General features: G+C 61.2%; 20 protein-coding genes and 2 pseudogenes. 16 read left to right on the top strand and 6 right to left on the bottom strand.

Going from position 1 to position 25,442, the window contains the following annotated elements; genetic code table 11:
* Positions 1–125: 125 nt before the first annotated feature.
* The 5 genes from AACG97_RS07655 (at position 126) to AACG97_RS07635 (ending at position 6,729) form a co-directional block, all read left to right on the top strand.
* The gene (locus AACG97_RS07655; protein WP_125855682.1) at positions 126–1,742 is read left to right on the top strand and encodes an APC family permease; all 1,617 of its coding nucleotides are present in this window, start codon (positions 126–128) and stop codon (positions 1,740–1,742) included.
* A gap of 86 nt (positions 1,743–1,828) precedes the next feature.
* On the top strand, positions 1,829–2,755 hold the full coding sequence (locus AACG97_RS07650) for a 4-hydroxyproline epimerase (RefSeq protein ID WP_197886625.1): 927 nt from the start codon (positions 1,829–1,831) through the stop codon (positions 2,753–2,755).
* A 44-nt stretch (positions 2,756–2,799) separates the two neighbouring features.
* On the top strand, positions 2,800–3,747 hold the full coding sequence (locus AACG97_RS07645; RefSeq protein WP_054881738.1) for a dihydrodipicolinate synthase family protein: 948 nt from the start codon (positions 2,800–2,802) through the stop codon (positions 3,745–3,747).
* A gap of 145 nt (positions 3,748–3,892) precedes the next feature.
* A complete protein-coding gene (locus tag AACG97_RS07640; protein WP_115293558.1) occupies positions 3,893–5,470 on the top strand; it encodes an aldehyde dehydrogenase (NADP(+)) in 1,578 nt (525 codons plus the stop codon).
* A 2-nt stretch (positions 5,471–5,472) separates the two neighbouring features.
* Positions 5,473–6,729 carry an NAD(P)/FAD-dependent oxidoreductase gene (locus AACG97_RS07635; RefSeq protein WP_029886569.1) on the top strand — a complete coding sequence of 419 codons (1,257 nt, stop codon included), beginning with the start codon at positions 5,473–5,475 and terminating at the stop codon, positions 6,727–6,729.
* A gap of 271 nt (positions 6,730–7,000) precedes the next feature.
* Here AACG97_RS07635 and xenA read toward each other — a convergent pair whose 3' ends face one another.
* Positions 7,001–8,092, bottom strand: a complete 1,092-nt coding sequence (gene xenA, locus AACG97_RS07630) for a xenobiotic reductase XenA (RefSeq protein ID WP_029886570.1) — start codon at positions 8,090–8,092, stop codon at positions 7,001–7,003.
* Positions 8,093–8,141: 49 nt separating this feature from the next.
* On the opposite strand from xenA, the gene AACG97_RS07625 reads away from it, so the two are divergent.
* Entirely contained in the window at positions 8,142–8,477 is a 336-nt protein-coding gene (locus AACG97_RS07625) for an ArsR/SmtB family transcription factor (protein ID WP_029886571.1), read from the top strand.
* A gap of 90 nt (positions 8,478–8,567) precedes the next feature.
* Here the strand turns inward: AACG97_RS07625 and mqo are convergent, their stop codons facing one another.
* Positions 8,568–10,205: a malate dehydrogenase (quinone) gene (gene mqo, locus AACG97_RS07620; RefSeq protein WP_009681756.1), complete on the bottom strand. Its 1,638-nt coding sequence runs from the start codon at positions 10,203–10,205 to the stop codon at positions 8,568–8,570.
* Between the two features lie 260 nt (positions 10,206–10,465).
* On the opposite strand from mqo, the pseudogene AACG97_RS07615 reads away from it, so the two are divergent.
* Together AACG97_RS07615 and AACG97_RS07610 are read left to right on the top strand one after the other, a co-directional pair.
* Positions 10,466–10,693, top strand: a pseudogene (locus AACG97_RS07615) (iron dicitrate transport regulator FecR); the annotation flags it as partial.
* 161 nt (positions 10,694–10,854) lie between these two features.
* Positions 10,855–12,787, top strand: a pseudogene (locus tag AACG97_RS07610) (TonB-dependent siderophore receptor).
* A 91-nt stretch (positions 12,788–12,878) separates the two neighbouring features.
* Here AACG97_RS07610 and AACG97_RS07605 read toward each other — a convergent pair.
* From AACG97_RS07605 to AACG97_RS07590, 4 genes are all read right to left on the bottom strand, one after another.
* Positions 12,879–13,070 (bottom strand): YhfL family protein, encoded by a 192-nt coding sequence (locus tag AACG97_RS07605; RefSeq protein WP_003254720.1) that lies wholly within the window; start codon positions 13,068–13,070, stop codon positions 12,879–12,881.
* Positions 13,071–13,183: 113 nt separating this feature from the next.
* Positions 13,184–14,392, bottom strand: coding sequence for a hypothetical protein (locus tag AACG97_RS07600; RefSeq protein WP_182337244.1), 1,209 nt, complete (start codon positions 14,390–14,392; stop codon positions 13,184–13,186).
* A 10-nt stretch (positions 14,393–14,402) separates the two neighbouring features.
* Complete coding sequence (locus AACG97_RS07595; protein WP_273464893.1) at positions 14,403–16,241, bottom strand: hypothetical protein; 1,839 nt, start codon at positions 16,239–16,241, stop codon at positions 14,403–14,405.
* Between the two features lie 7 nt (positions 16,242–16,248).
* On the bottom strand, positions 16,249–17,109 hold the full coding sequence (locus AACG97_RS07590; RefSeq protein ID WP_009681801.1) for an SH3 domain-containing protein: 861 nt from the start codon (positions 17,107–17,109) through the stop codon (positions 16,249–16,251).
* Between the two features lie 634 nt (positions 17,110–17,743).
* Between AACG97_RS07590 and AACG97_RS07585 the strand changes: the two genes are divergently transcribed.
* The 8 genes from AACG97_RS07585 to AACG97_RS07550 all read left to right on the top strand — a co-directional run bounded on the left by AACG97_RS07585 (position 17,744) and on the right by AACG97_RS07550 (position 25,273).
* Positions 17,744–19,255: a site-specific integrase gene (locus AACG97_RS07585; RefSeq protein ID WP_197886028.1), complete on the top strand. Its 1,512-nt coding sequence runs from the start codon at positions 17,744–17,746 to the stop codon at positions 19,253–19,255.
* A 706-nt stretch (positions 19,256–19,961) separates the two neighbouring features.
* A complete protein-coding gene (locus AACG97_RS07580; RefSeq protein WP_197886027.1) occupies positions 19,962–20,345 on the top strand; it encodes a hypothetical protein in 384 nt (127 codons plus the stop codon).
* An 11-nt stretch (positions 20,346–20,356) separates the two neighbouring features.
* Positions 20,357–20,899: a hypothetical protein gene (locus AACG97_RS07575; protein ID WP_197886026.1), complete on the top strand. Its 543-nt coding sequence runs from the start codon at positions 20,357–20,359 to the stop codon at positions 20,897–20,899.
* Positions 20,896–21,072: a hypothetical protein gene (locus AACG97_RS07570; protein WP_197886025.1), complete on the top strand. Its 177-nt coding sequence runs from the start codon at positions 20,896–20,898 to the stop codon at positions 21,070–21,072. Before AACG97_RS07575 ends, AACG97_RS07570 begins: the two co-directional genes overlap by 4 nt.
* 259 nt (positions 21,073–21,331) lie before the next feature.
* A complete protein-coding gene (locus AACG97_RS07565) occupies positions 21,332–21,511 on the top strand; it encodes a hypothetical protein (RefSeq protein ID WP_197886024.1) in 180 nt (59 codons plus the stop codon).
* Positions 21,477–23,015: a hypothetical protein gene (locus tag AACG97_RS07560; protein WP_197886023.1), complete on the top strand. Its 1,539-nt coding sequence runs from the start codon at positions 21,477–21,479 to the stop codon at positions 23,013–23,015. Before AACG97_RS07565 ends, AACG97_RS07560 begins: the two co-directional genes overlap by 35 nt.
* Before the next feature lie 527 nt (positions 23,016–23,542).
* Positions 23,543–24,052 (top strand): GNAT family N-acetyltransferase, encoded by a 510-nt coding sequence (locus AACG97_RS07555; RefSeq protein ID WP_197886022.1) that lies wholly within the window; start codon positions 23,543–23,545, stop codon positions 24,050–24,052.
* 492 nt (positions 24,053–24,544) lie between these two features.
* On the top strand, positions 24,545–25,273 hold the full coding sequence (locus tag AACG97_RS07550; RefSeq protein ID WP_197886021.1) for a recombinase family protein: 729 nt from the start codon (positions 24,545–24,547) through the stop codon (positions 25,271–25,273).
* Positions 25,274–25,442 lie beyond the last annotated feature (169 nt).

Raw genomic sequence — 25,442 nt, 5'->3', positions numbered from 1 at the left:
CGCCGCCCCGATCGGCCCATTCTATGCCCCACGCAAGCCGCCCAAGCCCTACAAGAACGCGGCCCGAAAGCCGCACCTGGTGACATCAGACCTGCCTATCCAATAACCAACAAAAAGGCGAACCCATGTCAGGCAAATTCAAGAAACAGTTATCGCTGCTGGACCTCACCTTCATCGGCCTCGGCGCCATTTTCGGCTCCGGTTGGCTGTTCGCCGCCAGCCACGTTTCGGCCATCGCCGGCCCGGCCGGCATCCTCTCCTGGTTCCTCGGCGGCTTCGCCGTGCTGCTGCTGGGCATCGTGTACTGCGAACTGGGCGCCGCCCTGCCCCGCGCCGGTGGCGTGGTGCGCTACCCGGTGTACTCGCACGGCCCGCTGCTGGGCTACCTGATGGGCTTCATCACCCTGATCGCCTTCTCCAGCCTGATCGCCATCGAGGTGGTCGCCTCGCGCCAATATGCTGCCGCCTGGTTTCCCGAACTGACCAAGGCCGGCTCCAGTGACCCCACCGTGCTTGGCTGGCTGGTGCAGTTCGCCTTGCTGGGGCTGTTCTTCTTCCTCAACTACCGCAGCGTGAAAACCTTTGCCAAGGCCAACAACCTGATCAGCGTGTTCAAGTTCATCGTGCCGCTGCTGGTGATCGGCGTGCTGTTCACCTTCTTCAAGCCGCAGAACTTCACCGTGCAAGGCTTTGCCCCCTTCGGTTTGTCTGGCGTGGAGATGGCCGTATCGGCCGGTGGCATCATCTTCGCCTACCTGGGCCTGACACCGATCATTTCGGTGGCCAGCGAAGTGAAGAACCCACAGCGCACCATCCCGATTGCGCTGATCCTGTCGGTGCTGCTGTCCACCGCCATCTACGCCTTGCTGCAACTGGCCTTCCTCGGCAGCGTACCCACCGAAATGCTGGCCAACGGCTGGGCCAGCGTAACCAAGGAACTGGCCCTGCCCTACCGTGATATCGCCCTGGCACTGGGGGTGGGCTGGCTGGCCTACCTGGTGGTGGCCGACGCCGTGATCTCGCCCAGTGGCTGCGGCAACATCTACATGAACGCCACCCCACGGGTGATCTATGGCTGGGCGCAAACCGGCACCTTCTTCCGCTACTTCACCCGTATCGACGCCGAGTCCGGCATCCCGCGCCCGGCGCTGTGGCTGACCTTCGCGCTGTCGGTGTTCTGGACCCTGCCCTTCCCGTCGTGGGAGGCGCTGATCAACGTGGTGTCCGCAGCCCTGGTGCTGAGCTACGCCGTGGCCCCGGTCAGTGTCGCCGCGCTGCGCCGCAACGCCCCCGAGATGCCGCGCCCGTTCCGGGTCAAGGGCATGGCGGTGCTGGGCCCCCTGTCTTTCATCATCGCCGCACTGATCGTGTACTGGTCGGGCTGGAATACCGTGTCCTGGCTGCTGGCCCTGCAAATCGTGATGTTCGTGCTGTACCTGGTGTGCAAACGCTTCGTACCGACCCAGCACCTGACCCTGGCCCAGCAAGTGCGCAGCTCGGCGTGGCTGATCGGCTTCTACGCGGTGACCATCCTGCTGTCCTGGCTGGGCAGCTTCGGCGGCCTGGGCGTGCTTGGCCACCCATTCGACACGGTGGCGGTGGCTGTGAGTGCGCTGGGCATCTACTACTGGGGTGCCGCTACCGGCGTGCCTGCCCACCTGGTACGCCTGGAAGGCGAGGACGAAAGCGAAGCCAGCCATGAGCCCCTGACAGACCCGCGCTCGGCTGCACTGGCGCGGTGAAGGGCTTTACCTGTGGGAGCTGGCTTGCCAGCGATGAGGCCCGCACCAGCAGCACATGACCATACAGATCAAACAGGGACAGGCCCATGAAACAGATTTACGTCATCGATTCCCACACCGGCGGTGAACCTACCCGCCTGGTGATGAAAGGTTTCCCGCAATTGCACGGCCGCAGCATGGCCGAGCAGCGCGACGAACTGCGCGAGCTGCACGACCCGTGGCGCCGCGCCTGCCTGCTGGAGCCACGCGGCAACGATGTGCTGGTGGGCGCGCTGTACTGCCCGCCAGTGTCTGCCGACGCCACCTGCGGGGTGATCTTCTTCAACAACGCCGGTTACCTGAACATGTGCGGCCACGGCACCATCGGCCTGGTCGCTTCGCTGCAGCACCTGGGCCTGATCGCACCCGGCGTGCACAAGATCGACACCCCGGTCGGCCAGGTCAGCGCCACCTTGCATGAAGACGGCGCCGTCACTGTCGCCAACGTGCCCGCCTACCGCTACCGCCAGCACGTGGCGGTGGACGTACCCGGGCATGGCGTGGTGCATGGCGACATCGCCTGGGGTGGCAACTGGTTCTTCCTGGTTGCCGAACACGGCCAGCGCATTGAACTGGATAACCGCGAGGCCCTGACCGCGTACACCTGGGCCATGCTCAACGCCCTGCAAGCGCAAGGCATTACCGGCGAGCACGGCGCGCCCATCGACCACGTCGAGCTGTTTGCCGACGACGCCAACGCCGACAGCCGCAACTTCGTGATGTGCCCCGGCAAGGCCTACGACCGCTCGCCCTGCGGCACCGGCACCAGCGCCAAGCTGGCCTGCCTGGCGGCCGACGGCAAGCTGGCCGAGGGCCAGACCTGGGTGCAGGCCAGCATCACCGGCAGCCAGTTCCAGGGCCACTACCAGCGCGACGGCGAGCGGATTCGCCCGTTCATCACCGGCCGCGCCTACATGACCGCCGACAGCACCCTGCTGATCGACGAACAGGACCCATTCGCCTGGGGCATCTGAGCCCCGCCTTTTGACCCACCCGAATTTCGCCAGGAGTAACTTGCATGAACAACAACATCTTCACCGGCACCATGCCCGCCCTGATGACCCCGTGCACCGCCGAGCGCAAGCCGGACTTCGACGCGCTGGTGCGCAAAGGCCGTGAACTGATCGAGGCCGGCATGAGCGCCGTGGTGTACTGCGGCTCGATGGGCGACTGGCCGCTGCTGACCGAGGCCCAGCGCCAGGAAGGCGTGGCACGCCTGGTGGGCGCCGGCATCCCGACCATCGTCGGCACTGGCGCGGTGAACACCCGCGAGGCGGTGGCGCATGCCGCCCACGCCGCCAAGGTTGGCGCCGCCGGGCTGATGGTCATCCCCCGCGTGCTTAGCCGCGGCGCCTCGCTGATCGCGCAAAAACACCACTTCTCGGCCATTCTCGCCGCGGCACCGAAGCTGCCGGCCGTGATCTACAACAGCCCCTACTACGGCTTTGCCACCCGCGCCGACCTGTTCTTCGAACTGCGCAGCGCATATCCCAACCTGATCGGTTTCAAGGAGTTCGGCGGTGGCGCCGACCTGCGCTACGCCGCCGAACACATCACCTCCAAGGATGATGACGTGACCCTGATGGTCGGCGTCGATACCCAGGTGGTGCATGGCTTCGTCAACTGCAACGCCACCGGTGCCATCACCGGCATCGGCAACGCCCTGCCGCGTGAAGTGCTGCAACTGGTAAGCCTGAGCAAGCAGGCGGCCAAGGGCGACGCCCGCGCCCGCCGCCTGGCGCGTGAGCTGGAAGCGGCGTTGGCGGTGCTGTCGTCGTTCGATGAAGGCTGCGACCTGGTGCTGTACTACAAGCATTTGATGGTGCTCAACGGCGATCGCGAGTACAGCCTGCATTTCAACGAGACCGACGCCCTGACCGACGCCCAGCGCAACTATGCCGAGCAGCAGTACGCCCTGTTCCGCACCTGGTACGCCAGCTGGTCTGCCGAGCAGAACCTGGCCTGACGTATAGCCTGCGCGGTCTCTTGCAGGAGCGGGCGTGCCCGCGAACACCGGCGCAGCCGGTGCCAGACACCGCGTCGCCTGCTTCGCGGGCAAGCCCGCTCCCACAATGAATCGCGCAGGCTTTTCAAATCCCCAAGGAGGCTCCATGACCCTTACAGGCAACCTGCTGATCGGCCACACCCCGGTAACCGGCACCCGCGCGGCGATCCACGCCGTCAACCCGGCAACCGGCCAGGCGCTGGAACCACCCTACTTCGGCGGTAGCGGCGAACAGGTGGCCCAAGCGTGCGCCCTGGCCTGGGCGGCGTTCGATGCCTACCGCGAAACCTCGCTCGAACAACGGGCCCACTTTCTCGAAACCATCGCCGCGCAGATCGAAGCGCTGGGTGATGCCCTGATCGACCGGGCCGTGGCCGAAACCGGCCTGCCCAAGGCGCGCATCCAGGGCGAACGCGGCCGTACCTGCACCCAGCTGCGCACCTTCGCCCGTGTCGTGCGCGCCGGTGAATGGCTGGATGTGCGCATCGACCAAGCCCTGCCCGAACGCCAGCCGCTGCCGCGCAGCGACCTGCGCCAGCGCCAGGTGGCCTTGGGGCCGGTGGCCGTGTTCGGCGCCAGCAACTTCCCCTTGGCCTTCTCGGTGGCCGGCGGTGACACCGCCTCGGCATTGGCTGCAGGCTGCCCGGTCGTGGTCAAGGCCCACAGCGCGCACCCCGGCACCAGCGAACTGGTCGGCCGGGCCCTGGCGCAGGCGGCGCAACAGTGCGGCTTGCCAGAAGGTGTGTTCTCGCTGCTGTACGGCGCCGGCCATGAAGTCGGCATCGCGCTGGTCAGCGACCCGCGCATCCAGGCGGTTGGCTTCACCGGCTCGCGCAGCGGTGGCATGGCGCTGAGCCAGGCTGCCCAGACACGCCCGCAGCCGATCCCGGTGTATGCCGAAATGAGTTCGATCAACCCTGTGTTCCTGTGCAACGCCGCCCTGCAAGCCCGCGGCGAAGCACTGGCGCAAGGCTTTGTCGCGTCGCTGACCCAGGGCGCCGGCCAGTTCTGCACCAACCCGGGCCTGGTGATCGCCCGCCAAGGCCCGGCCTTGCAGCGTTTCATCAGTGCGGCCAGCCACCACCTGCAACAGGCGGCCGCGCAAACCATGCTCACCCCGGGCATTTTCAGTGCGTACCAGGCCGGCGTCGCGGCCCTGGCGGAAAACGCCAATGCCCAGCCCGCCGCCAGCGGCCAGGGCGGCACCGGCCCTAACCAGTGCCAGGCGCAACTGTTCGTCACCCAGGCCGAGGCCTTCCTTGCCGACCCGGCATTGCAAGGCGAGGTGTTCGGCGCGGCCTCGTTGCTGGTCGCCTGCAGCAGCGATGCGCAGGTGCGCCAGGTTGCCGAGCACCTGGAGGGCCAATTGACCGCCACCCTGCACCTGGACGAAGCCGACATCGACAGCGCCCGCGCCCTGCTGCCCACCCTGGAACGCAAGGCCGGGCGGCTGTTGGTCAACGGCTGGCCGACCGGGGTCGAGGTGTGTGACGCAATGGTGCATGGCGGCCCGTTCCCGGCCACCACCGATGCGCGCACCACTTCGGTGGGTACAGCGGCGATCCTGCGTTTCCTGCGCCCAGTGTGCTACCAGGACTTCCCCGATGCGCTGCTGCCACAGGCCCTGCAACAGGCCAACCCGCTGCAACTGCGGCGCCTGCTGGACGGTAAACGGGAAGGCTGAGCATGCACGAAACCGCTGAAACCGATATCGCCGTGGTGGGCGCCGGCATCGTCGGCGTCGCCTGCGCCCTGCAACTGGCCCGTCAGGGCCGCCGGGTCACCCTACTCGACCGCCAGGCGCCCGGCCATGGCGCCTCGTTCGGCAATGCCGGGCACCTGGCGACCGAGCAAGTGTTCCCGATTGCCGACCTGTCGATCCTCAAGCGCCTGCCACGCATGCTGCTCGACCCCATGGGCCCGCTGCGGCTGGACTGGAAGTACCTGCCCAAGGCCATGCCGTGGTTCACCCGGCTGCTGCTTAATCTGCGCCCAGCGCCGTTCCAGCGCAGCGTGGCCGGCATTCGCCGGTTGAACGAAGCCAGCCTGGGGGCCTGGCAACAGCTGCTGGGCTCGATCGGGCGCAGCGAGCTGTTCCACGCAGCGGGCTCGCTGCTGGTGTTCGAGCGCCCCGAATCACGGCAGGCGCTGGCGGCGTTGCAGGCGCGCCTGCAACAGCAGGCCGTGCCGGTGGATTACTGGTCGGCACACGCCGTACGCGCAGCCGCGCCCCAGTTGAGCGAGTCGTTGCTTGGCGGGTTGTTTTTCCCCAGGACCGGGCATTTCATCGACCCCTACCGGGTGGTCTGCGCGTTGTTCGAGGCGGCCAAGGCCAGCGGCGTGCGCTTTGTACAAGCGCAGGTGGAGGGTGGCCACCTGCACAGCGGCGGGGTCAGCCTGGCCAGCGCCCAGGGCACGTTCAACGCCCGCCAGGTGCTGCTCAGTTGCGGTGCGCATTCGGCACGGCTCACCGCGGCCCTGACCGGCAAACGGGTGCCGCTGGACACCGAGCGTGGCTACCACCTGATGCTGCCTGGCGAACACCAGCGCCTGCCCTTTGCGGTCACTTCGCTGGAGCGCAAGTTCATCATGACCCCCATGGCCGAAGGCCTGCGCCTGGCGGGCACGGTGGAGTTCGCCGGGCTGGAGGCGCCGCCGAGCATGCAGCGGGCGTGGCAGTTGCACCGCTTGAGCAAAGGCTTGTTTCAGCAGGAGCTGAGTGTTGAAGGCGCCACGCCGTGGATGGGCTTTCGGCCTTCGCTGCCCGATTCACTGCCGGTGATCGACCGTGTGTGTGACGGGCGGGTGCTGTTGGCGTTCGGGCACCAACACCTAGGGTTGACCCAGGCGGCGGTCACGGCGCAATGGGTGGGGCGTTTGGCCGAGCGGGCTGGCGGGGCCGAGCTGGCGGCTTACCGGCTGGGCCGTTTTGGGAGATTCTAGGGGCTTGCCGATGGCATCACTCGGCGCGGCATCTTCAGGGTTTGGGAGATCGAGCGCCGCCCGCGCGGCGCATCGCGAGCTGGCGCTCGCTCCTACGTTTGTTTCTGGCCAATTATGCCTGTGGGTGTTGCGCGCGAACGCCTTGGTGTATGGCGCGATATCGCGTCGTACGAAAAGGCGGTCGCGTGCGCCTGACACAGGATGGACTGGCCCGAAACAAACGTAGGAGCGAGCGCCAGCTCGCGATGCGCCGCGCGGGCGGCGCTCGATATCAGCGATAACGCTCAAGCCAGTGCGCATAAGGCGCCGGCAAGGTCCAGGAGGCTTTTTCCACCCCCAGCTCCTTGGCCGCAAAGTAGGCCCAGTGCGGGTCGGCCAGGTGCGCGCGGCCTACCGACACCAGGTCCAGCTGGTTGGCCTGCAATGCCGCTTCGGCCAGTTGCGGGGTACCGAAACCCCACGCCGACGTCACCGGCAGCTTGGCTTCACGGCGCACACGCTCGGCAATCGGCCCCATGAACGCCGGCCCCCAAGGGATGTTGGTATCAGGGATGGTAAAGCCGACACTCACGCTCAGCAGGTCCAGGCCGCCAGCCTTGAACCGACGCGCCAACTCGATCGACTCTTCCAGGGTCTGCTCATCACGGCCGTCGTATTCCAGCACGCCAAAACGCGCCGTCAGCGGCAGGTTTTCTGGCCACACTTCACGTACTGCCGCCAGGGTTTCCAGCAGGAAGCGGCTGCGGTTGTCGAAACTGCCACCGTAGGCATCGGTACGCTTGTTGGAATGCTCGGAGAAGAAGCTCTGCCCCAGGTAGCCGTGGGCAAAGTGCAGTTCGATCCACTCGAAGCCGGCATCGCGTGCACGGCGGGCGGCATCGACGAAGTCCTGCTTGACCCGGGCGATGTCGTCCAGAGTCATGGCACGCGGCACTTTTGGCAGGTGTGCACCAAAGGCAATGGCCGACGGGGCAATGGTTTCCCAGCCGCGGGCATCGTCGGCGGCAATATGGTCGTCACCTTCCCAGGGCCGGTTGGCGCTGGCCTTGCGCCCGGCGTGGGCGATCTGGATGCCCGGTACCGAACCTGCTGCCTTGATCGCCTGTACCACCGGTACGAACGCCTGGGCATGGGCGTCGCTCCAGATGCCGGCGCAGCCGGGGGTAATGCGCCCCTCCGGTGCCACCGCCGTGGCTTCGACCACCAGCAAGCCGGCACCGCCACGGGCCATGCCGGCCAGGTGCACATGGTGCCAGTCGTTGATCATGCCGTCCTCGGCCATGTATTGGCACATCGGCGGAATGGCAATGCGGTTGCGCAGGGTGACGTCCTTGAGGGTGTAAGGTTGGAACAACGCGGACATGGGAAACTCCCGGGCTATATGGATACGATTGTTCGATCATAATCGAACTATGGCAATAATGGAAACCCCCGGTATCATGTGCAGCATGCGAGCCTATAAACATCCCAACCCTGAAGACCTGGTGCTGGAGCGCCTGCTGTACGCCCTGAGCGACCCCGTGCGCATGGGCATCGTGCGCCAGCTGGCCGGTGTGGCCGAAGCCACGTGCGGCGAACTGGACGGCGGCCGGCCCAAGTCGAGCATGTCCCACCACTTTCGCGTCTTGCGTGATGCGGGGTTGGTGCATACCCGCAATGTGGGCACAACCCATATGAATTCGCTGCGCAGCGAAATGCTGGAGGCCCGCTTCCCGGGGTTGCTGGCGTGCATTCTGCGCCAGCAGTAATACCTGCCCTGCGCCGCAAACAGCCCCGAACAGGCAACAAAAAAGCCACGAGGTCACCCCCGTGGCTTTCGGTCACAACCTGGCGGCCAATTACAGCGCCATGTCGTTCTCTGGCTTGCTTTCAACCGGTTGGCTTGGCGCAACGGTGGTACCGACGCTGGCGTCGATCACCGGTGGCTTCTCCAGTTGCAGTACTTCAGCGGTGTAGTTCCACTCTTTCTGGGTGGCCGCTGCCGAATCATTGAGCTTGGTGCCGTAGCTCGGAACGATCTGCTTGATCTTGGCCTGCCACTCTGGGGTAGCGACCTTCTCCTTGAACACGGTTTCCAGCACGTTGAGCATGATCGGCGCAGCGGTCGAGGCACCTGGCGAGGCGCCCAGCAGGCCTGCGATGGTGCGGTCTTCGGAGGCCACCACTTCGGTACCCAGCTTCAGCACACCACCCTTCTCGGCATCACGCTTGATGATCTGCACGCGCTGGCCGGCCTGCCACAGTTTCCAGTCTTCCTTCTTGGCGTTCGGGAAGTAGGTGCGCAGGGCTTCGAAGCGGTCGTCGTCAGACAGCATCAGCTGGCCAGCGAGGTACTCCACCAGCGGGTACTGCTCGATACCGACCTTGGTCATCGGCCACACGTTGTGGGGGGTGGTGGTGCTCAGCAGGTCCAGGTACGAACCGTTCTTCAGGAACTTGGTCGAGAAGGTGGCGAACGGGCCAAACAGGACCACGCGCTTGCCGTCCAGCACGCGGGTGTCCAGGTGCGGTACCGACATGGGTGGCGCGCCGGTCGAAGCAATACCGTAGGCCTTGGCCATGTGCTGCATGGCCACGGTCGGGTTCTCGGTCACCAGGAACGAGCCACCCACCGGGAAGCCTGCGTATTCCTTGGCTTCTGGAATGCCCGACTTCTGCAGCAGCTTCAGGGCACCACCGCCGGCACCGATGAACAGGAACTTGGCGTCGGTGGCCGACTCGGTACCGTCCTTCAGGTTCTTGTACTCGACGTGCCAGGAGCCGTCCTTGTTGCGGGTGATGTCCTGCACTTCGCTGGACAGCTTCAGGTCGAAGCCTTTCTGGGTTTGCAGGTGGCCAACGAACTGGCGGGTGATCTCGCCGAAGTTCACGTCGGTGCCGATTGGCGTCCAGGTCACGGCCAGCTTCTGGTTCGGGTCGCGGCCTTCCATCATCAGCGGGACCCACTTGGCGATCTGCGCGTGGTCCTCGGAGTACTGCATCGGGCGGAACAGCGGGCTGGCCTGCAGCGCGTCGTAACGCTTCTTCAGGAACTTGATGTTGTCATCGCCCCAGACGAAGCTCATGTGCGGGGTGGTGTTGATGAACGAATGCGGGTTCTTCAGCACGCCCTGGCGGACCTGCCACGACCAGAACTGACGGGAAATCTGGAAGGCCTCGTTGATTTCGATGGCCTTGGAGATATTGATGTTGCCGTCTTTGTCTTCCGGGGTGTAGTTCAGCTCGGCCAGCGCCGAGTGGCCGGTACCGGCGTTGTTCCAGCCGTTGGAGCTTTCTTCGGCCACGCCGTCCAGGCGCTCGACCATTTCCATCGACCAGCTTGGCTCCAGCTCGTGCAGCCACACGGCCAGGGTGGAGCTCATGATGCCGCCGCCGACCAGCAGTACGTCGACTTTCTTGGTTTCTGCGGCGTGCGCTTGCATGCAGCTTGCAGCGACAGCCAGACCCAGCAAGGTCTTGCCAGCTTTCTTGAACATTGATCAATTCCAGTCATAAGAACAGAGGGAGGGCCTGTGGCTGGCCCAAGTAAAGCGTGTTCTTCAGCGCAGGCTTGTTATTGATCATTGTTCAGCAGCTAGAGAACGAGAAAACGACCCTGCCTTTTGTCGAATTGACTGACTTGGCTGAATCGTTTTGCCGATTGTACTTGAAATGCCTGCACAAACAAATTGCAGCCCTTTGCGTCAAGGCGGCAGGTTGTCCCATGGCGCGCAGGCAAAACATCTTGCCGATTGCAGTTCAGCACAGGCTGAACGCCGAAGGCATGCCCTTGGCGCATTTGCTGCAAACCCTTGGGCGCTACCGCCATGGGCACCTGGGCTGGCACCCGGAGGTGGCGACGTTGTCGGTGATGGGGGCGTTTCCGCTCAACGATACCGACCGGGCGCTGGAATTGCTGCAAGCGGCACTGCCGGTGCAGGTGCAGCGGCTGACGCCGTGGTGGGTCACAGTCGAGCCGGCTTGATACCTGAACACCTTTGAACCCAGCGCCTTGCATCGCGCTGGATTCTTCGCGGGCATGCCCGCTCCCACAGAGACAGCGTGAACGCGAAGCCGGCGCAGTACCTGTGGGAGCGGGCGAGCCCGCGAAGAAGGCGACGCGGTGTTCATCAGTTATGAAAATTGATGTTGCCGGCCAACCTGGCCCATGCCGAACAGCCCGCCGAAACCCGCTTCGATATCGCCCCCGGCTCGCTGGCCAGCGCCCTCAACCAGTTCAGCAGCCAGGCCGGCATCTACCTGGCCGGCAGCAACGAGCTGGCCGCCGGCAAGCTCAGCCAGTGCCTGCAAGGCCGCTACAGCGTGGCCCAGGGCCTGGCCCGCCTGCTACAGGGCAGTGGCTTGCAAGCGGTTGCACAAGGCAACGCCGGCTATGTGCTGCAACCGCTGGCCGAGGGCAACGCCCTGCAACTGGACGCTACCGCGATCAATGCAGCCACACTGCTGGTCAGCAACGGCCAGAGCGACACGGGTTACCGTGCGGTCGCCAGCAGCACGGCCAGCAAGACCAGCAGCGCCCTGGCCGATACCCCACGCTATGTCTCGGTGGTGACCCGCCAGCGCCTGGACGACCAGCAGTCACAAACCCTCACCGAAGTGCTGGGCTATGTGCCGGGCATTTTCTCGCCGCCCTTCGCCGGCGGCGATGGCCAGGCCGGCGACCTGTTCTTCATCCGCGACTTCAACGCTACCGATTACGGTTATGGCCTGCTGCGCGACGGCCTGCGGGTACAGGGCAACCGCTACGACACCAGCAGCGAACCCTATGGCCTGGAGCGCGTGGAGGTGTTCCGCGGGCCGACTTCGATCCTGTACGGTGAAAACGCCCCCGGCGGCGTGGTCAACCTGGTCAGCAAGCAGCCCACCGCCGAGCCCCGCGGGGAAGTGCAACTGAGCTACGGCTCGCACAACCGCCGCCAGCTGGGCGTGGACATTTCCGGGCCATTGACCGATGCGGGCAATGTACTGGGCCGCCTGGTGATGCTGGGCCGCAACGCCGACACCCAGGTCGACCACCAGCCCGACGACCGCCTGTACCTTGCCCCTTCGCTGACGCTGAATTTCGATGATGACAACAGCCTGACCGTGCTGGCCACCTATCAGCGCGACCGCACCCTGATGGAGCTGGGCTTCCCCGCCGCCGGTACCCTGCTGCACAACCCCAACGGCAAGATCGACAAGGACCAGTTGTCCGGCAACCCGGACTGGGACAACTTCGAGCGGGAAACCTGGACCCTGGGTTACGCGTTCAGCCACCGCTTCAACGACACCTGGCAGTTCCGCCAGAACTCCCGCTACCTGCAGTCGCGCATCGACCGCCAGGAAATGTGGCCAGGCAACCTGAACGACAACGGCTTCGGCAGTACCCTCGGCAACACGGCCTACGACCGCTATAACAAGTCCATCGCCTACTCGCTGGACAACCAGTTCGAAGGCCACTTCACCCCCGGCGCCTTCGACCACACCGTGCTGGCAGGGCTGAGCCTGGACCGGGTCAACAGCCAATACCGCAACAAGGCAGGCACCCTCAACGCCGCGGCCGACATGAACTGCTGGGACAGCAAGTTCACCTGGCAAACCGGCGTGATGTACCAGTTCGACAATGGCCTGTCACCGTACGCCAGCTATGCCACCGCCTTCGCCCCGACCCAGCAGACCGAAAGCAGAAGCGGCCCACTCGACCCCACCACCAGCGAGCAGTACGAACTCGGCATCAAGTACGAACCCAAAGGCTGGAACACCGCCTTTACCGCATCGGTGTTCGACCTGCGCAAAAAGGACGATGTGCTCTACGACGCGGCCGTGGGTGACTACCGTCAGATCGGCGCCAGCCGCGCCAAGGGTGTGGAGCTTGAACTGAACAGCGACCTCAGCGAGCACGGGTGACGTAACCTTGGTCGACGCCAAGGTAGGCTACGAGATAGACGACAACTGGTCGGTAGAGGTGAACGCGCGCAACCTGTTCGACAAAGAATACGTGGCCGGCTGCAATAACGCCGGGCGCTGCTACTGGGGTGAAGAGCGCACCTTGCTCGGCACCGTTTCGCTGCGCTGGTAACCCTTGCCGGGAAAACAAAAACCCCCGGCCATTTGCATGACCGGGGGCATTGGATCACGCCGCAAGGGGCGCGATCAGGGTACCGCCAAGATTACTGCTGCTGAGGCAGTTTATCGATCGGGCCGCAGCCACCGATGATCTTGGAGATGGAAACCGAAGGGTGGAACAGGTAGTCGTAGGTGCAGTTTTTCGGTTGGTTGTAAACCTGGCCAGTGCAACCCGACAGCAGGGCAACACCCGAAACGACAGCAACGGCTACAGTGGCCTTGAACAGCTTTTTCATTACTAAGTCCTTTAAATGAAACATTTGCGGCCATCGTCTGATGGCGGCGGGATGATACAGAAACTGAGCATTGGATCCAAGTCGCAGGGTCTTAAATGCTCAGCCCTTCCCCATCAATCGGTTTCCAGCTGGTACGCCTTGCTCACGAACACTGCTGCGAACAGGCTCTTGCCTTCCTTGAAGGTGTAGGTTTCCTCGAACTGGCCGTCTTCGACCAGCTTCTGCCCGATGGCACATTCGGAGTCGCTGTGGTTCTTCGCCTTCGCGCCGAAATCACTGCTCCACGATGACAGCCCCACTTCCTGGCAGAATGCCGCGAACTTGGCCTTGGGAACCCGCTGCTGGTAATCGTTGAACGCCTGCTTGAGCGGCTTGAAGCCGCTGTAGCTCAAGGTGTAGTTCTCGACCTTGGCCTTGCGGGCAAAGCCGCTGACCGCCTCCGCCAGCACCGCCTGGCCGGAATACGCGCTGTAGGCACCGATCACCATGGCACTCAGGGCGCTCTTGAGCTGGGTTTCAACATCGTCCAGCTCCGGCAGCGACTGGAACTCCGCCTTGCGCACGATCTCACCGACCTTGGAGCCGTCGTTGCGGTGGGTAACCACGAACGTCATCGAGCCTTCACCGTCGCTGGAGCGCTTGATGGTGAAGTCCAGGTCGACCGTGGTACCAAAGTCGCCGGTACTGCTGACCAGGAAGGCACCGGTCAGCGGCTGGCGCACTGCCATGTTGCCCCCCCAGTTGAAACTCGACGGGGCGGCGCGCCCGTTGGCGAGCAGCTCGGCCCGTGGCTGGATCTCGTCGCTGACATCGGCCACCAATACCACCTCGGCGCCCTTGGTGGCCACGAACGGGTTGCCCATCTGCATGCCCAGCAACTGCACATGGATACTGCCGTCCTTGCTGTCCCCGTCGTGAGCCAGCTTCAGCGCATCTGCCTTCAGGTACACGCCGGCCACATCACGGCTGGCGTTGAGCTGGTACTTGGCCCAACCGGCCAGGCCCTCCTCAGCCGAACTGCCCTGCACCGACTCCATCAGGCCTGACAGGCCGCGCATGAACTGCTGAGCCCCGTTGGTCTGTGCAGCGGCCACACGGATCTCCGGGTCGGCCACAGTCAGGTTGCCGGAAAACGCCGAGTAGGAAATGTCGCCCTCTGACAAGACGTCTTCCAGGAAGTAGCGCTCCTTGAAGTCGTCGTAGTAGGCCATCGCAGCCTTCTTGCCCGAGCTGGAAAGCAGGGCATAGCCACCGCCAAGCACCAGCACCGCTGCGGCCACACCGCCCATCAGCAGCTGCTTCTTGTTCATCTGTTTGATCATGGTGTTTGCCTCACTGGACCATGGCGGAAGCGTTGTTCCAGTCGTTCACGTACTGTTGGGAGACCTCGGGGGTCCAGCTGAAATCGATGCCGGCGTTGGGGAATTCCTTGGCCAGTACGGCACCGAACGATACGCGGTCGGCACAGTGTTCCTGCTTGCAGGCCTCTGGCTCGCCGGCGCTGTAGGCGCGGTAGGTGGGCACCGCGCGGCCGTCGTCCAGCGGGTAGTACGGCGTGGCGTTGGCCACTTGGGTTACGTACCAGCCCTCGCCGTATTCCTCGTCCGCGACCAGGCGGCCTTTGCTCGGGAAGTCGATGCTGTAGAAGTCGCCCTGCTTGCCGGTTACATGCACCATCATCGTCGCCACAGTGGCCGAGGTAGCCGGGTTCTGCTGCTCCAGTGGCGACGCGAAGCGCACCTTGATGCCGGCCATCTGCGCCAGTGCCTCGGTTTCACGCCCCTTGAACTCGCTCATGCCGTCCTGCAACTGTTGGTAGCGCTCCAGCACTCGGGTGTGCACGCGCGCCAGTTCCTGCTGGCGCTGGCGCAGCTCGCGCTGGCGTTGCTGCTCACGCTGTACCGCCCAGTTGGCACCGTCGCGCACATCGAAGAACAGGCCTTGGCGGTTGATGCCGATGCGGTTGCGGGTGATCTTCTGCGCGTCATTGCCCCAAAGGCTGTTGGTGATGGCCGAGATGTCCTTGACGATCAACAGGGTGGCCACATCGGTGGTGGACGGCGAGGCGGTCTTGACCAGGTCGAAGATCTCCAGCGCGGCCTCCTTGTACTTGGCCGGGTCCAGGGCAAATGATTCGTCCGGGGTGACCGCCACGTAGTACGGGTCGCTGCCGAACGGGCGCAATACGCCATAGCTGGAACGGCTGAAGGTCAGGTACACCTTCATCTGCCGGCCGGGGATCTCACCCACCAGGAATGCGGCCTGGTCTGCGTCGGCAGTCAGGTAGGAAACCGCCTTGTCCTTCACTGCGGCCTCCAGGCGCTTGGTGAAGATCAGGCCACTGGGGTGGGCATAGACCTTGTCCCAGTTATCGCCACGATAGGTACCCACCGCTTTCCAGCTGATTCTGTCGAAGCTGCCTTGGCCAAAGCCGGAGGCCGGGCACGGCATGGCCGGGGTGGTGCCGAACGACAGGGTGTCGCCTGCGCCGATGATCGACTTGCTCAGCACCCATTTGCAGCCGGCGCCGTCGGTTACCTGCATCAGGTTGGGGTTTGCCAGGACCACCGGGCGGCCAAAATCCGAGCTGGGGGCTGCGGCCACTGCTGGGGCTGGGGCCGCCGCGGGTGGTGCAGCAGGGGCTTGGGCGGGCGCAGCAGGCGCTGGTTCTGCCGCTACGGCGGGCGCCGGTGCTGGTTGTGCCGGCGCGGGGACGGGTTCGGCGGCTGCCGGGGCCGCTGCCGTGGCAGGTGCCGGGGCAGGTGCCTGCTCCGCTGCCGGTTCCGGTACCGGTTCCGGTGCAGCAGGCGCCGGGGCGGCAACGGCAGGTGCGGCAGCCAGTGTCACCAGCCCCAGGTTGCTGGCATTGCCCGAGCCGCTGGCGTACAGCTTGCCGTTGCCATCGACTGCCTTCCAACTCACCTTGGCGGTCGAGCAGTCCTTGGCAAACACGAACGGCAGCTTGCTCAGCAGGCCCGTCAGCAGCTCCTGGTTATCCCAGGCTGGGCGGCTGATGGTCAGGTCGACCTGGGGTTTGCACCAGGTACTGGCATCGCCAGGCACTTCGACCTTGATGTTGTCTTTCTTGGAATAGGCCAGCTCATGAGCGAACGCTTGCGGTACCAGACCACAAGCGCCGATCACAGCCAGCGCGAGCGCGTGCTTTTTCATGGAGTCCTCAGATCAGTTCCCAGGTGCCGTTGGCTTGTTTGCAGAAGGTGTTCTGCTCTTGTTCGGTCTTGCCGTTTTGCGCCTTCAGGCTGACGGTGACTGGGCGGCAGGCCGCTTCGGCGGCAACGGTCTGGGTGGGCAGCGACTGCAGCGAGTCCAGGTCGAAGGCTTGGGTTTCCTTGCTGGCGGCAACGTCCAGCTCGTCCAGGTTTACCGCCGGGGTCACGCGCTTGGCCACGGCCTGCGCCTTGGGCTCCACGTAGTCCTTGTGCACATAGCCCACGGTCACCCCCTTGCGCCCGACCAGGATCCAGTCGCCGGTGGCGCCCACTGCGGTGAACTCGGTGTGGTTCTTCAGGCTGCCGACCTTCTCGCCAGAGGCGTTCGGCGCGGCGCGTACGTTCAGGTTGTCGCTGGTGGTCACATACGGTTCGTTGATCAGCTTCATCGACGGCACGGCCTGGATCTTGGGCGCGCGCTTGACCTCGACCTGCTTGGTCTTGGTGTATTCCTTGCCTGGCACGATCTGCGCGCTGGCCCCAGAGTGGTCGGACTTCCAGGTCACGGGCTGGGCGCTGGCCGTAGCCTGCTGCTGGCTCAGTACTTCCTGGGTGCGCAGCGCCAGGGCCTGCTGGTCCTTCTCATCGAGCATGTTGCCGATGCGGTTGCCGACGTAGGCGCCAATCCCGCCCGCGATCAGCGCGGCGGCAATCTTGCCGTTGCCACTGCCCAAGGTCGAACCGATGGCAACGCCAGCCAGGCCACCGATCACCGTGCCCGCTTGCTCTTTGCTGATCCCGAGCTGTGCACAGGCCGTGGTAGAAGCGATGGCGACCGCCAGAAGGGACGCGACGAATTTCTTACGCAAGTGGAGCACTCCATTGTCGATGGGGCGCACAGCCGCGTACCGCAGCCAATGGCAGGCGGCGGCAGGCGAAGGTGTGCGGGGATTTGAGAGGGGGCGCGGCACTGGTCGCGAGCGGCAATTCAGCCGCCCGGCGCGGGGCAAAAAGGAAGACCAGTACGGCGCGAAGCATCCAACGAATCCATGTCAGAAAAAGTCATCGCCCAGCGCGCGTAATCATTACGGCGTTTGGCCTGGGCGTGAGTGGTGTAGTAGAGGGCCGCATTGTAGCCCAAGGTGCTATCGGCAGTTCAAGACAAAATGTTGCGGCCCTCAGCGTCGGCAGGACCGTCCCCTGTGGGAGCGGGCGTGCCCGCGAAGGGGTCAGCCCGGCAAACACGATTCCAGGGCAATAAAAACACTGCCCACCGACAACATCACAGAACCATTTTGCCTATGGCTGCCCTGATCCAAACCACCAAAACGACGAAGCCCCCGAAAACTTCAACGTTTTCGGGGGCTTCGGCTACTTCGCGTATGGCGGAGAGATAGGGACTCGACACTAATCATCTCAAGCCCCTGAAAACGTTGAAAACATTGGCTTTCCGGCCTTTTTTACGTACAATTTCTACGTACAATCCCAACCGGAACCGCTGCCATGGCAGACCACCTCGAACTACAAGGCAGCACCTGGCACGTTCGCCTTTCCATACCCGCAGATGCCCGCAAGGCGTTCGGCGGCAGGAGGATTATGTCGAAGTCCCTGGAGACCGGGCTGCGATCCGAGGCGATGAATCGCCGCTTACCATATCTTGCTTTGTGGAAGGCGCAAATCTCGGAGGCCCGTGCCCAGGCCAAGGCCCTCAAGGAGAACTGGCGCCCCGAACTTGCTGCACGAAGTTACGCCCTCGATCAGCTAGTTGACGCTCGCCTACTGGCGTCCCTCAAGGAAAAACCTCGTGAGCGGATCACTGACTTGAACTTACTTGAGGCCAACCTTGAGCAATTGGAGCGTGAGCAGGAAGCCTTGGTACAGGATGCTTTTGCTTGGGAGCAGGATGGTCCGCCAGGTATAGCAGAGCAAATCAGAGCCTCTTTCAACGCGCCTCCCGCACCAACCATGGTCGAAGCGGTGCAACGAGCCGCAAACCTAACCCGCTCTATTAGCACGCAGATGGCGGCGTACACCTACAATCTCACCTCACCCGAGATGAGTGAAGCGGCAGCGATTTATGCAACCCCCACCAGTTACAAGCCCAAGTCGCCAATCACCAAGCTCCGGCTAGCCGCATTCCGCACTGCCCGTGAAGAAAAGAACATCTCCGCGAAAAATGTCGATCAACAAGAATCCAAGCTCCAAAAGTTGTCCGCATTTCTCGCGGAGACGGGTAAGCCCCTGGACTTCGACTGCGTGACGGCCTGGCTTGATTCACTGAATGTCACTGCTAAGACGAAGGCACAGTACATCAACGCCGGAACCACTTTCTGGAAGTGGGCGATGAAGTACGATGCCCAGTGGCGGGAAGACTTCAAGGGTGCCGTTAACCCGTTTGACCATCACGAACTGCCCCAGGCCAGGGGGAAGGCGAAGGCGGATGCCCAACGTGTAGACTTCTCGCTTTCCGACCTTACCAAGCTGCATTCAGCCGCCAGTGCGGGTGGGCACAACACGCTTGCTGACCTAATTCTGCTGGGCACGTACACCGGAGCCAGGATCGAAGAACTGTGCCAGCTACGTGCCGAGCACGTCATTGAGGTCGATGGCATCCTCAGCTTTGATATCACTGATAGTAAAACCGTAGCAGGTATCCGTGTTGTGCCGGTTCACCCCGCCCTGACTGACCTAGTGCAGCGCCTGATGGCCGAATCATCGGACGATTACCTTGTGCCCTCTACCTCCCGCAACAAGTACGGCATTCGGTCGGACTTGCATAGCAAGGCGTTTGGCAGGCTCAAGACGTCATTAGGATTCGGGAAGCGGCAGGTTTTCCACAGCATCCGTAAGACAGTCGTCACCCAACTACAGCGGGCGGAAGTTTCTGGCCATCTTATCGCAGAGCTAGTTGGCCACGAAACGGGCACAGTAACGTTCGACATTTATAGCCAGGGCGCCAGCGCCGCACAGAAACTTACGGCCATTTCTAAAATCCCTACCCTGCCTGTGCAGTAGCCCAACCAATACCGCTTACCCCGCCCCACAACTTTCGATTGTTGCGGGGCACACTCTCTACAAACAAGCATCGCAACAAAAAAGCTTGCATTACTTACTGAATTTCGCTTGACAGAATTAAGTTCCGTGTTATTGTATACGCTCTTTCAAGAAATCTTTCTCGCCCCTTCGCAATATCCCCGAACTGTATATACGCACTGGCAGAGTTACTGGCATGGCATTGCTGGTGCGTGTCGCATCCTGTTCATCAGTCCAGGCAATGACTGTAAGTTTCATAGGGAAAGTTGCATCGGTTAGTTAAGTCTCATGTCCTTAACTTCAAGATAAGTCCGGCCAGGACTGCAACGCAACTGGCCACCATTTCACCCGCAAGGGTAATCTGCACTGCCAACGTAAGTGCAACTGCATCAAAACCTTAAAAACCCTTCGCCTTAAACTCTTAGTTGAGTAACGGGCATTCTTTTATCTACGATAAATCATCATTCATTTAGGAATTAATTATGGCCCAGCGCCCACTACGACGAAACACCTGCGAAGGTTGCGGTAGAACGCACTACTCACGCAGCCAACTTACCCGATTCTGCGGCAGCACTTGCCAGTCGCGTGTCTGGAAACAGAACAACAAAGCAACCCAGGCTGAACTGGAGCAAGAATTTCTAGCCCAGGAAGCACAGAAAGAACAACATAAACAACAGGAAGCCGCATAATGTCGGAAACGATTTACCTAGAAGTACGCAAGGGGGACGGCGCAATCTTGTCCTACTTCAACGAACTACCAGAAACGAAATCCAGCCACGTAGATTACGTGCAAGCCACAATGGCTGAACTCACATATCTCTCTGCCCTTGAAGATTACATCTTCCCGGTAGGGACAGTCGCCCAACTAAGTGACCTTCTCGCATTCAGGGAGCGCGTATCTGCAACGCAGAAAGCAAGTGCAATCACAGCCACAGCCCCCAACAAAAACGCGCCACAACGCAATTCCGGGGCTTCCAGCAAGGCCGAAGCCCAGAAGCAGAAAAGCACCAAGTTCACGAGCACAACCGAATTCTTGAAGGGCTTCAAGAAAGTCCGCAAGAACGCATACTAATGGAAGCAGTAATGACCGACACATACACTTACGGCACAACAGTCGTTGAATTCTTCAAGCACGACAAGGCCGAACTTCAAATCCTGCTAGACAAAGAAACCTCCCTTTATAATGGTCGCTCCGAGGGACTTCATTACAAGGGGATGGCCGCTCATGTAGATTGGGTGCGCCATAAACCGTTGGAACTTGCCCTAATCGAACTCCAAGATGAGTGGAAGCAAGGTTACACGATTGTTAAAGCCATCTCGCAAGCCCTGTACCTGAAAGTCATCTTGCGGAAGCCAGAGAAGGTCATCAAAGCGGAACTTGCCAACTTGACCAAAACCGTAACTGCAAACTACGAGAAAGATCGTTACGAGCGAAACGTTGCCGAAACAGCACGCCAGATGGAAATTACCATCTTCGCTAAGCGCCGCCGAGAAGAAGCCGCAGCAGCCGCAGAGGCAGCAGCAGCCAGGGCAGTGCAACAAGCCGACGAGGAAGCGAGCGCCCTAGCCGACTTGCTACGTGCCTATGCAACCCCAGCGGCAACCGAGCAAGGTGCAGCAGCGTGAGCAACGAGTACGAACACCGCCAGGGGCTGCGAATCACGTTCACCCCTGCCGAGTTTGCCGAACTGAGCCGCCAGGCACGCAAGCACCGGAAGCCTGTGCGGGAATACATCGAATGGGCTATGCGATGCCTTGTCGCCTCGGTGCAGGCAGACGAGCAGGTACGGGCGGGCTAGCCGTCCCCTTGACGCCCTGGAAAAGTGTCGTACCATCGCCCCTTCCCCGGCTCGTCCTGAGCCACCGGCTTCACCTACCCCAGCCAATCCCCCCGCCAATCAAGCCAGTTAGGCCGCTGATTTCATCGGGCTTCTGCTGCCCGCAGAACGGCGAAAAGGTCGGCACGAGGTAGGTACGGATTTGTCGCGATTTCTGGCTGCATCCCTAGTGCCACGCGGCTTTACCCATTTTAAAACTCAACATTTCGGAAGATTTCACATGCGCATTTCACTCAACGAAACCGCCAGTGCACGCCTGCTTGCCTTCATGGCCTCGCGTGGCATTTCCAACCCAACCCACGGCCTGAACGTGCTTATCACCCTGGCCACCTTTAACAACTCGATCCCAGTAAGAGCGGACGCCGATGGCAGCAGCCAAGAACAGCAACAACCAACTTGAGTACCCCTGCACCCACTGCGGGGCAATGTTCAAACGTAGGCCCGGTGGTCGAGCCACATGCAGCAGCGCCTGTGCGAAGGCAGCGGAGCGAAAGCAAAAAGCACCAACCCTGAGCGCCAAGGAAAAGAAGATTGAACGGCGTAAGCAGCGCTTACTGGAATGTCCTTTCGGTTACTGGTTACTTGACCAGGCCAAGCGGGCGGGGACAGTACAGACATATCAGGGTAACGATGCGGATGGACTTCGCAGACTCTACAACCAGTTCGTGTATCGCAAGCAACGTTACGGTTGGGTAAATGGTGGCCACGGTAAAGACCTGTTCCAACTCTGCCACGTCCAACCCCTAGTAGGCCGTGATGGCAGCACAGGGCTAACTACATGGCAAAACACATTTACCGGTACTGCGTGGCTGAATCAGAAGCAGGGCAACAAACCGGTTAGCACCTGGGCTGGCGCTTCGATTCCAGCATCTGCCCGTGAACGAAAGTGGAACATCACTGATGATATGTCGCTGGATCGGGTGCTACAGAAACTTGCTGACTTTCTTGGCCCCGAATTGGATACCTTCCTTGATGAACTGGAGCATATCCCGCAACGCACAATGCGGCTACGTATGGCCAGGAAGGTATTCAAGAATCAGGACGACGATCTATCCGAGCCACTAGACCGCCGCTACACGCTGGCCGAGCTTTCGTCGCTAGACCTGGAAGCGCTGCAAGCCCTGGACGCCATTCAGCAAGGGCGGACTAGCGTCAAAGCCGCTGATTACAGCAGGTGCCCAACAGATTCGGAGCTAGGCGTACTCCACGATGAACTTGCCCGTTTCTCCGATCTGCTGCCGGATGGGCAACACCGGAACAACTGCAAAGAAATGTTGAAGCTGGTGCGGCTGCTGGGTATCTACCTCGTCCAGATCAACCATAATCAGGGCACGGCTCGAAGTCGTTTCCTCAAGACGGGTAGCGCTACATGGTCGCCCCTGCTGTACCTGCACCATGATCGCCCTTGGCGTACTCCCCCACAGGTTCTGACTGATGACCTGGGAACGCTGATTAACGGGGTATACGACTCGAAGGGAAGGGAGTTGAAGCCTGGAATCATCGCAACGGCTCAGATGGCGTTACAGGGGCTGGAAATCGACCTTGACTACATCCGGAATCGGGTGATGAAACGGCTCGTTGTGCAAAACCTGGTCCCAGCAGTCACCGCCCCCGATCAGTGGAGTTGGGAGGCCAGTGGATCAAACTGGTTAGGCTACATTGACAACCTGTACGCCACATTTGAGCCAACCTGGCAGGCGCTACTGGACGCGGGTATGTGCACCGAGACGCAGATTCTCGACGCTCAGGATGCAATGCTGGTAAACCTTGATAAGGCCGTCGAAAGCGCCCGCCAGGATTATCGCAATCGGCCTTGCAAATGGTCGAACATCGCTTTCAAGCGATTCCCGCAGTGGTTGCAGTTCTCGCCAGTGGTAGCAGAGCCATTGCCGATGGTTGCGTAGGAATCGTTCAAACAGGGCTACCCGAAACAATGGCGTGGAGCTTCGCAGGCTGGCATCCCGTGGGACATATTGATGTCGTACTGTGTTCGCGTTGGCCCCAACTCTGGCGGTGGTGGCCTGACTGCCATCGCTAGCCGTCCGTGGGGCAGCACTGGTGACCGTGCCCCTGGAACCCCCTACTTGCATCACCACCAACAACTATGACAGTTGATGTGACGGGGCTTTGAGAAAACTAGGCTAAGTGTAATAGATTCCAATATGGAAAATACTTAGAAATCCCTTGGGTTTCTTAAATCACCAGAGCGCACTAGTTGTCGACTTTTTGGAGAACTTAGAAACAGCGGACACTCAATAAGAAAGGCAAGCTCCATGTTAGTGTAAGAGAAAATGTTAGTTAGTGTATGAGTTCTGCTGTAATCAACTTATGTATTAACCGTGCAGCGAAAAAAATTTATCACAGAAACGCTTGACAGGATCACGATCAGCTGGCTAGCCTGGAATAAGACCAACCCACCAGGAGCATGGTAGTGATACTCTCGAAGCCCGATCTAAGTGCCGACGAAGACGAATGGCAAGAATATGCCGATGCAGGATGTACCCACCTAAAGCGGAAACTTTCCGGCTTTCTTCAGGAGCAGTTTGGACTAAAAAAGTCCAAGGTGAACCGCTATCTGCATCTCGGCTTAGGCTCAACCGTGAAAGCCGATCACCCCGATTACGACTATGATCTTTACTTCCGGCTTTTCCCAAGTCTGAGAGTTGGCTGGCCTCGGGAGACACTTGTCATTGCACGACTCTACTTTGTAGAACAACGCCAAGGCCATGGTCGTAGCTTGTTGAATTGGCTTGTGAAGCTCGCACCAGAAATTGGTTACAAGTACATTGCTATCGAGGCAGCAAACGAGAACTCAAGCGCTTTTGGCAAACGCTTCGGGTTTGAACTCAAGAATGGGAAAACCGGCTGGATTGGCTCCGTTGATAGCATTCAACAAGCCCTGAGCCAGAACGAAGCTAAAACTTGCCTGACAGGCGCTTGACAAATTCTTTCGGCAGCTAATCCGCTGTCGGCTAATTAAAATCACGACTTTTTGAAAAAGCTGAACACGGTGCGCTGTGTCCAACGTAGGCTGCTGCCTGAACTAATGGATGCCAGATAACTCCAGAATAACTACCGCATAACTAGGCAATAACTAGCCAACTTGTGTGGGGAGTTTTACCCTTTTCACACCCTTACACGGCTACAAGTCCCTATTTCCAAGGGATTGCTGGCAGCGGCACTAAGCAGGTCGCTTCCTTGATGAAAAATCCTACTAAATCAGTAGGATTTCCGTTACAGGCCCCTGCTGCCTGGTACATAGCAACTTGCCCCAACCCCCCGGCAGGATTTTCCTACCCGCCGACTTAACGTGACACTGCCCCGCTCGATGGCGGGGCATTTTTTCGCCTGTGAAAAAGTCATTACATCGGTTGATCGGTCGTTGTAACAGTTGTAAAGTCACTGCATCAGCCATCCGCAAGGGATCGCCACCATGGAAGTCGTCGCCTACTATCGCGTTAGCACCAAGGGCCAGGGGGAATCTGGCCTCGGTATCGAAGCCCAGCGGGAGTACGTGCATATCGCTGCCGAGAAGCAGGGGTGGACGATTGTGGCTGAGTACACTGACTCTGGCGTCTCTGGCTCCATCCACCCGCTTGGGCGTCCGGCAGGGGCCGCAGCGTTCGCCCACAATCTGCCGGTAATCGTGGCCAAGCTCGACCGGCTGAGCCGGGATGTTGAGCACATTGCTGGCTTGATGAAACGCAGCACGTTCAAGGTGGCGACCATGCCCAACGCCTCGACGGTTGAGTTACACATCTACGCTGTGCTGGCAGAGCAAGAGCGGACCTTTATCAGCGAACGCACCAAGGCCGCATTGAAGTCGCTCGATGCACGAGCAGAAGCAGGTGACGTTGACGCCTTGCATAGCATCGCCAACCGTGAGGACAAGCTACGAAAGGGTCGTAGCAAGTTGAACAGGGTCAAGGGCCACGCTACCCAGCGGCAGCAGGCAGACCATCGAGCAGATGCGGTCAAAGACGTTATTGAGAACTGCATCCTCAAGGGGGCAAGTAGCTTACAGGCCGTGGCCAATTGCCTTACTGCTCGCAACATCAGCACTGCACGCGGCGGTCAATGGTCTCCAACGGCAGTGATGCGCGTGATGCAGCGGCTGGGACTGGAACTGAACAAGGCCACCAATGCCCCTGCAAGCTCGTAAGTAGCCCCTCCATGGCGGGGCTTTTCTTCGCCTCAGATACTTTGTAAAGATAACCGGTGGCAGTGAGTTGGCACGGGAATGGCTCTTAGCACCGCGCGCCAGTTGGCCAGTTTTCACCGATTCCCCCAATCCCCGCCGTGATAGTTTGGCCAGCTGTTCGGGTGGCTAG

The organism is Pseudomonas sp. Nvir (genome assembly GCF_963778085.1).
Taxonomy (GTDB): domain Bacteria; phylum Pseudomonadota; class Gammaproteobacteria; order Pseudomonadales; family Pseudomonadaceae; genus Aquipseudomonas; species Aquipseudomonas juntendi.
The sequence above is the reverse complement of the archived record's forward strand: the minus strand, read 5'-3'. Positions and strand labels throughout refer to the sequence as shown.

Bases quoted from the DNA above. Each gene is read 5' to 3' on its own strand.
- AACG97_RS07625 (WP_029886571.1), top strand. From the start codon at position 8,142: ATGGCAATAATGGAAACCCCCGGTATCATGTGCAGCATGCGAGCCTAT.
- AACG97_RS07655 (WP_125855682.1), top strand. From the start codon at position 126: ATGTCAGGCAAATTCAAGAAACAGTTATCGCTGCTGGACCTCACCTTC.
- AACG97_RS07605 (WP_003254720.1), bottom strand. From the start codon at position 13,070: ATGAAAAAGCTGTTCAAGGCCACTGTAGCCGTTGCTGTCGTTTCGGGT.
- AACG97_RS07580 (WP_197886027.1), top strand. From the start codon at position 19,962: ATGTCGGAAACGATTTACCTAGAAGTACGCAAGGGGGACGGCGCAATC.
- AACG97_RS07595 (WP_273464893.1), bottom strand. From the start codon at position 16,241: ATGAAAAAGCACGCGCTCGCGCTGGCTGTGATCGGCGCTTGTGGTCTG.
- AACG97_RS07650 (WP_197886625.1), top strand. From the start codon at position 1,829: ATGAAACAGATTTACGTCATCGATTCCCACACCGGCGGTGAACCTACC.
- AACG97_RS07640 (WP_115293558.1), top strand. From the start codon at position 3,893: ATGACCCTTACAGGCAACCTGCTGATCGGCCACACCCCGGTAACCGGC.
- AACG97_RS07560 (WP_197886023.1), top strand. From the start codon at position 21,477: ATGGCAGCAGCCAAGAACAGCAACAACCAACTTGAGTACCCCTGCACC.
- AACG97_RS07635 (WP_029886569.1), top strand. From the start codon at position 5,473: ATGCACGAAACCGCTGAAACCGATATCGCCGTGGTGGGCGCCGGCATC.
- AACG97_RS07600 (WP_182337244.1), bottom strand. From the start codon at position 14,392: ATGATCAAACAGATGAACAAGAAGCAGCTGCTGATGGGCGGTGTGGCC.
- mqo (WP_009681756.1), bottom strand. From the start codon at position 10,205: ATGTTCAAGAAAGCTGGCAAGACCTTGCTGGGTCTGGCTGTCGCTGCA.
- AACG97_RS07585 (WP_197886028.1), top strand. From the start codon at position 17,744: ATGGCAGACCACCTCGAACTACAAGGCAGCACCTGGCACGTTCGCCTT.
- AACG97_RS07645 (WP_054881738.1), top strand. From the start codon at position 2,800: ATGAACAACAACATCTTCACCGGCACCATGCCCGCCCTGATGACCCCG.
- xenA (WP_029886570.1), bottom strand. From the start codon at position 8,092: ATGTCCGCGTTGTTCCAACCTTACACCCTCAAGGACGTCACCCTGCGC.
- AACG97_RS07565 (WP_197886024.1), top strand. From the start codon at position 21,332: ATGCGCATTTCACTCAACGAAACCGCCAGTGCACGCCTGCTTGCCTTC.
- AACG97_RS07575 (WP_197886026.1), top strand. From the start codon at position 20,357: ATGACCGACACATACACTTACGGCACAACAGTCGTTGAATTCTTCAAG.
- AACG97_RS07550 (WP_197886021.1), top strand. From the start codon at position 24,545: ATGGAAGTCGTCGCCTACTATCGCGTTAGCACCAAGGGCCAGGGGGAA.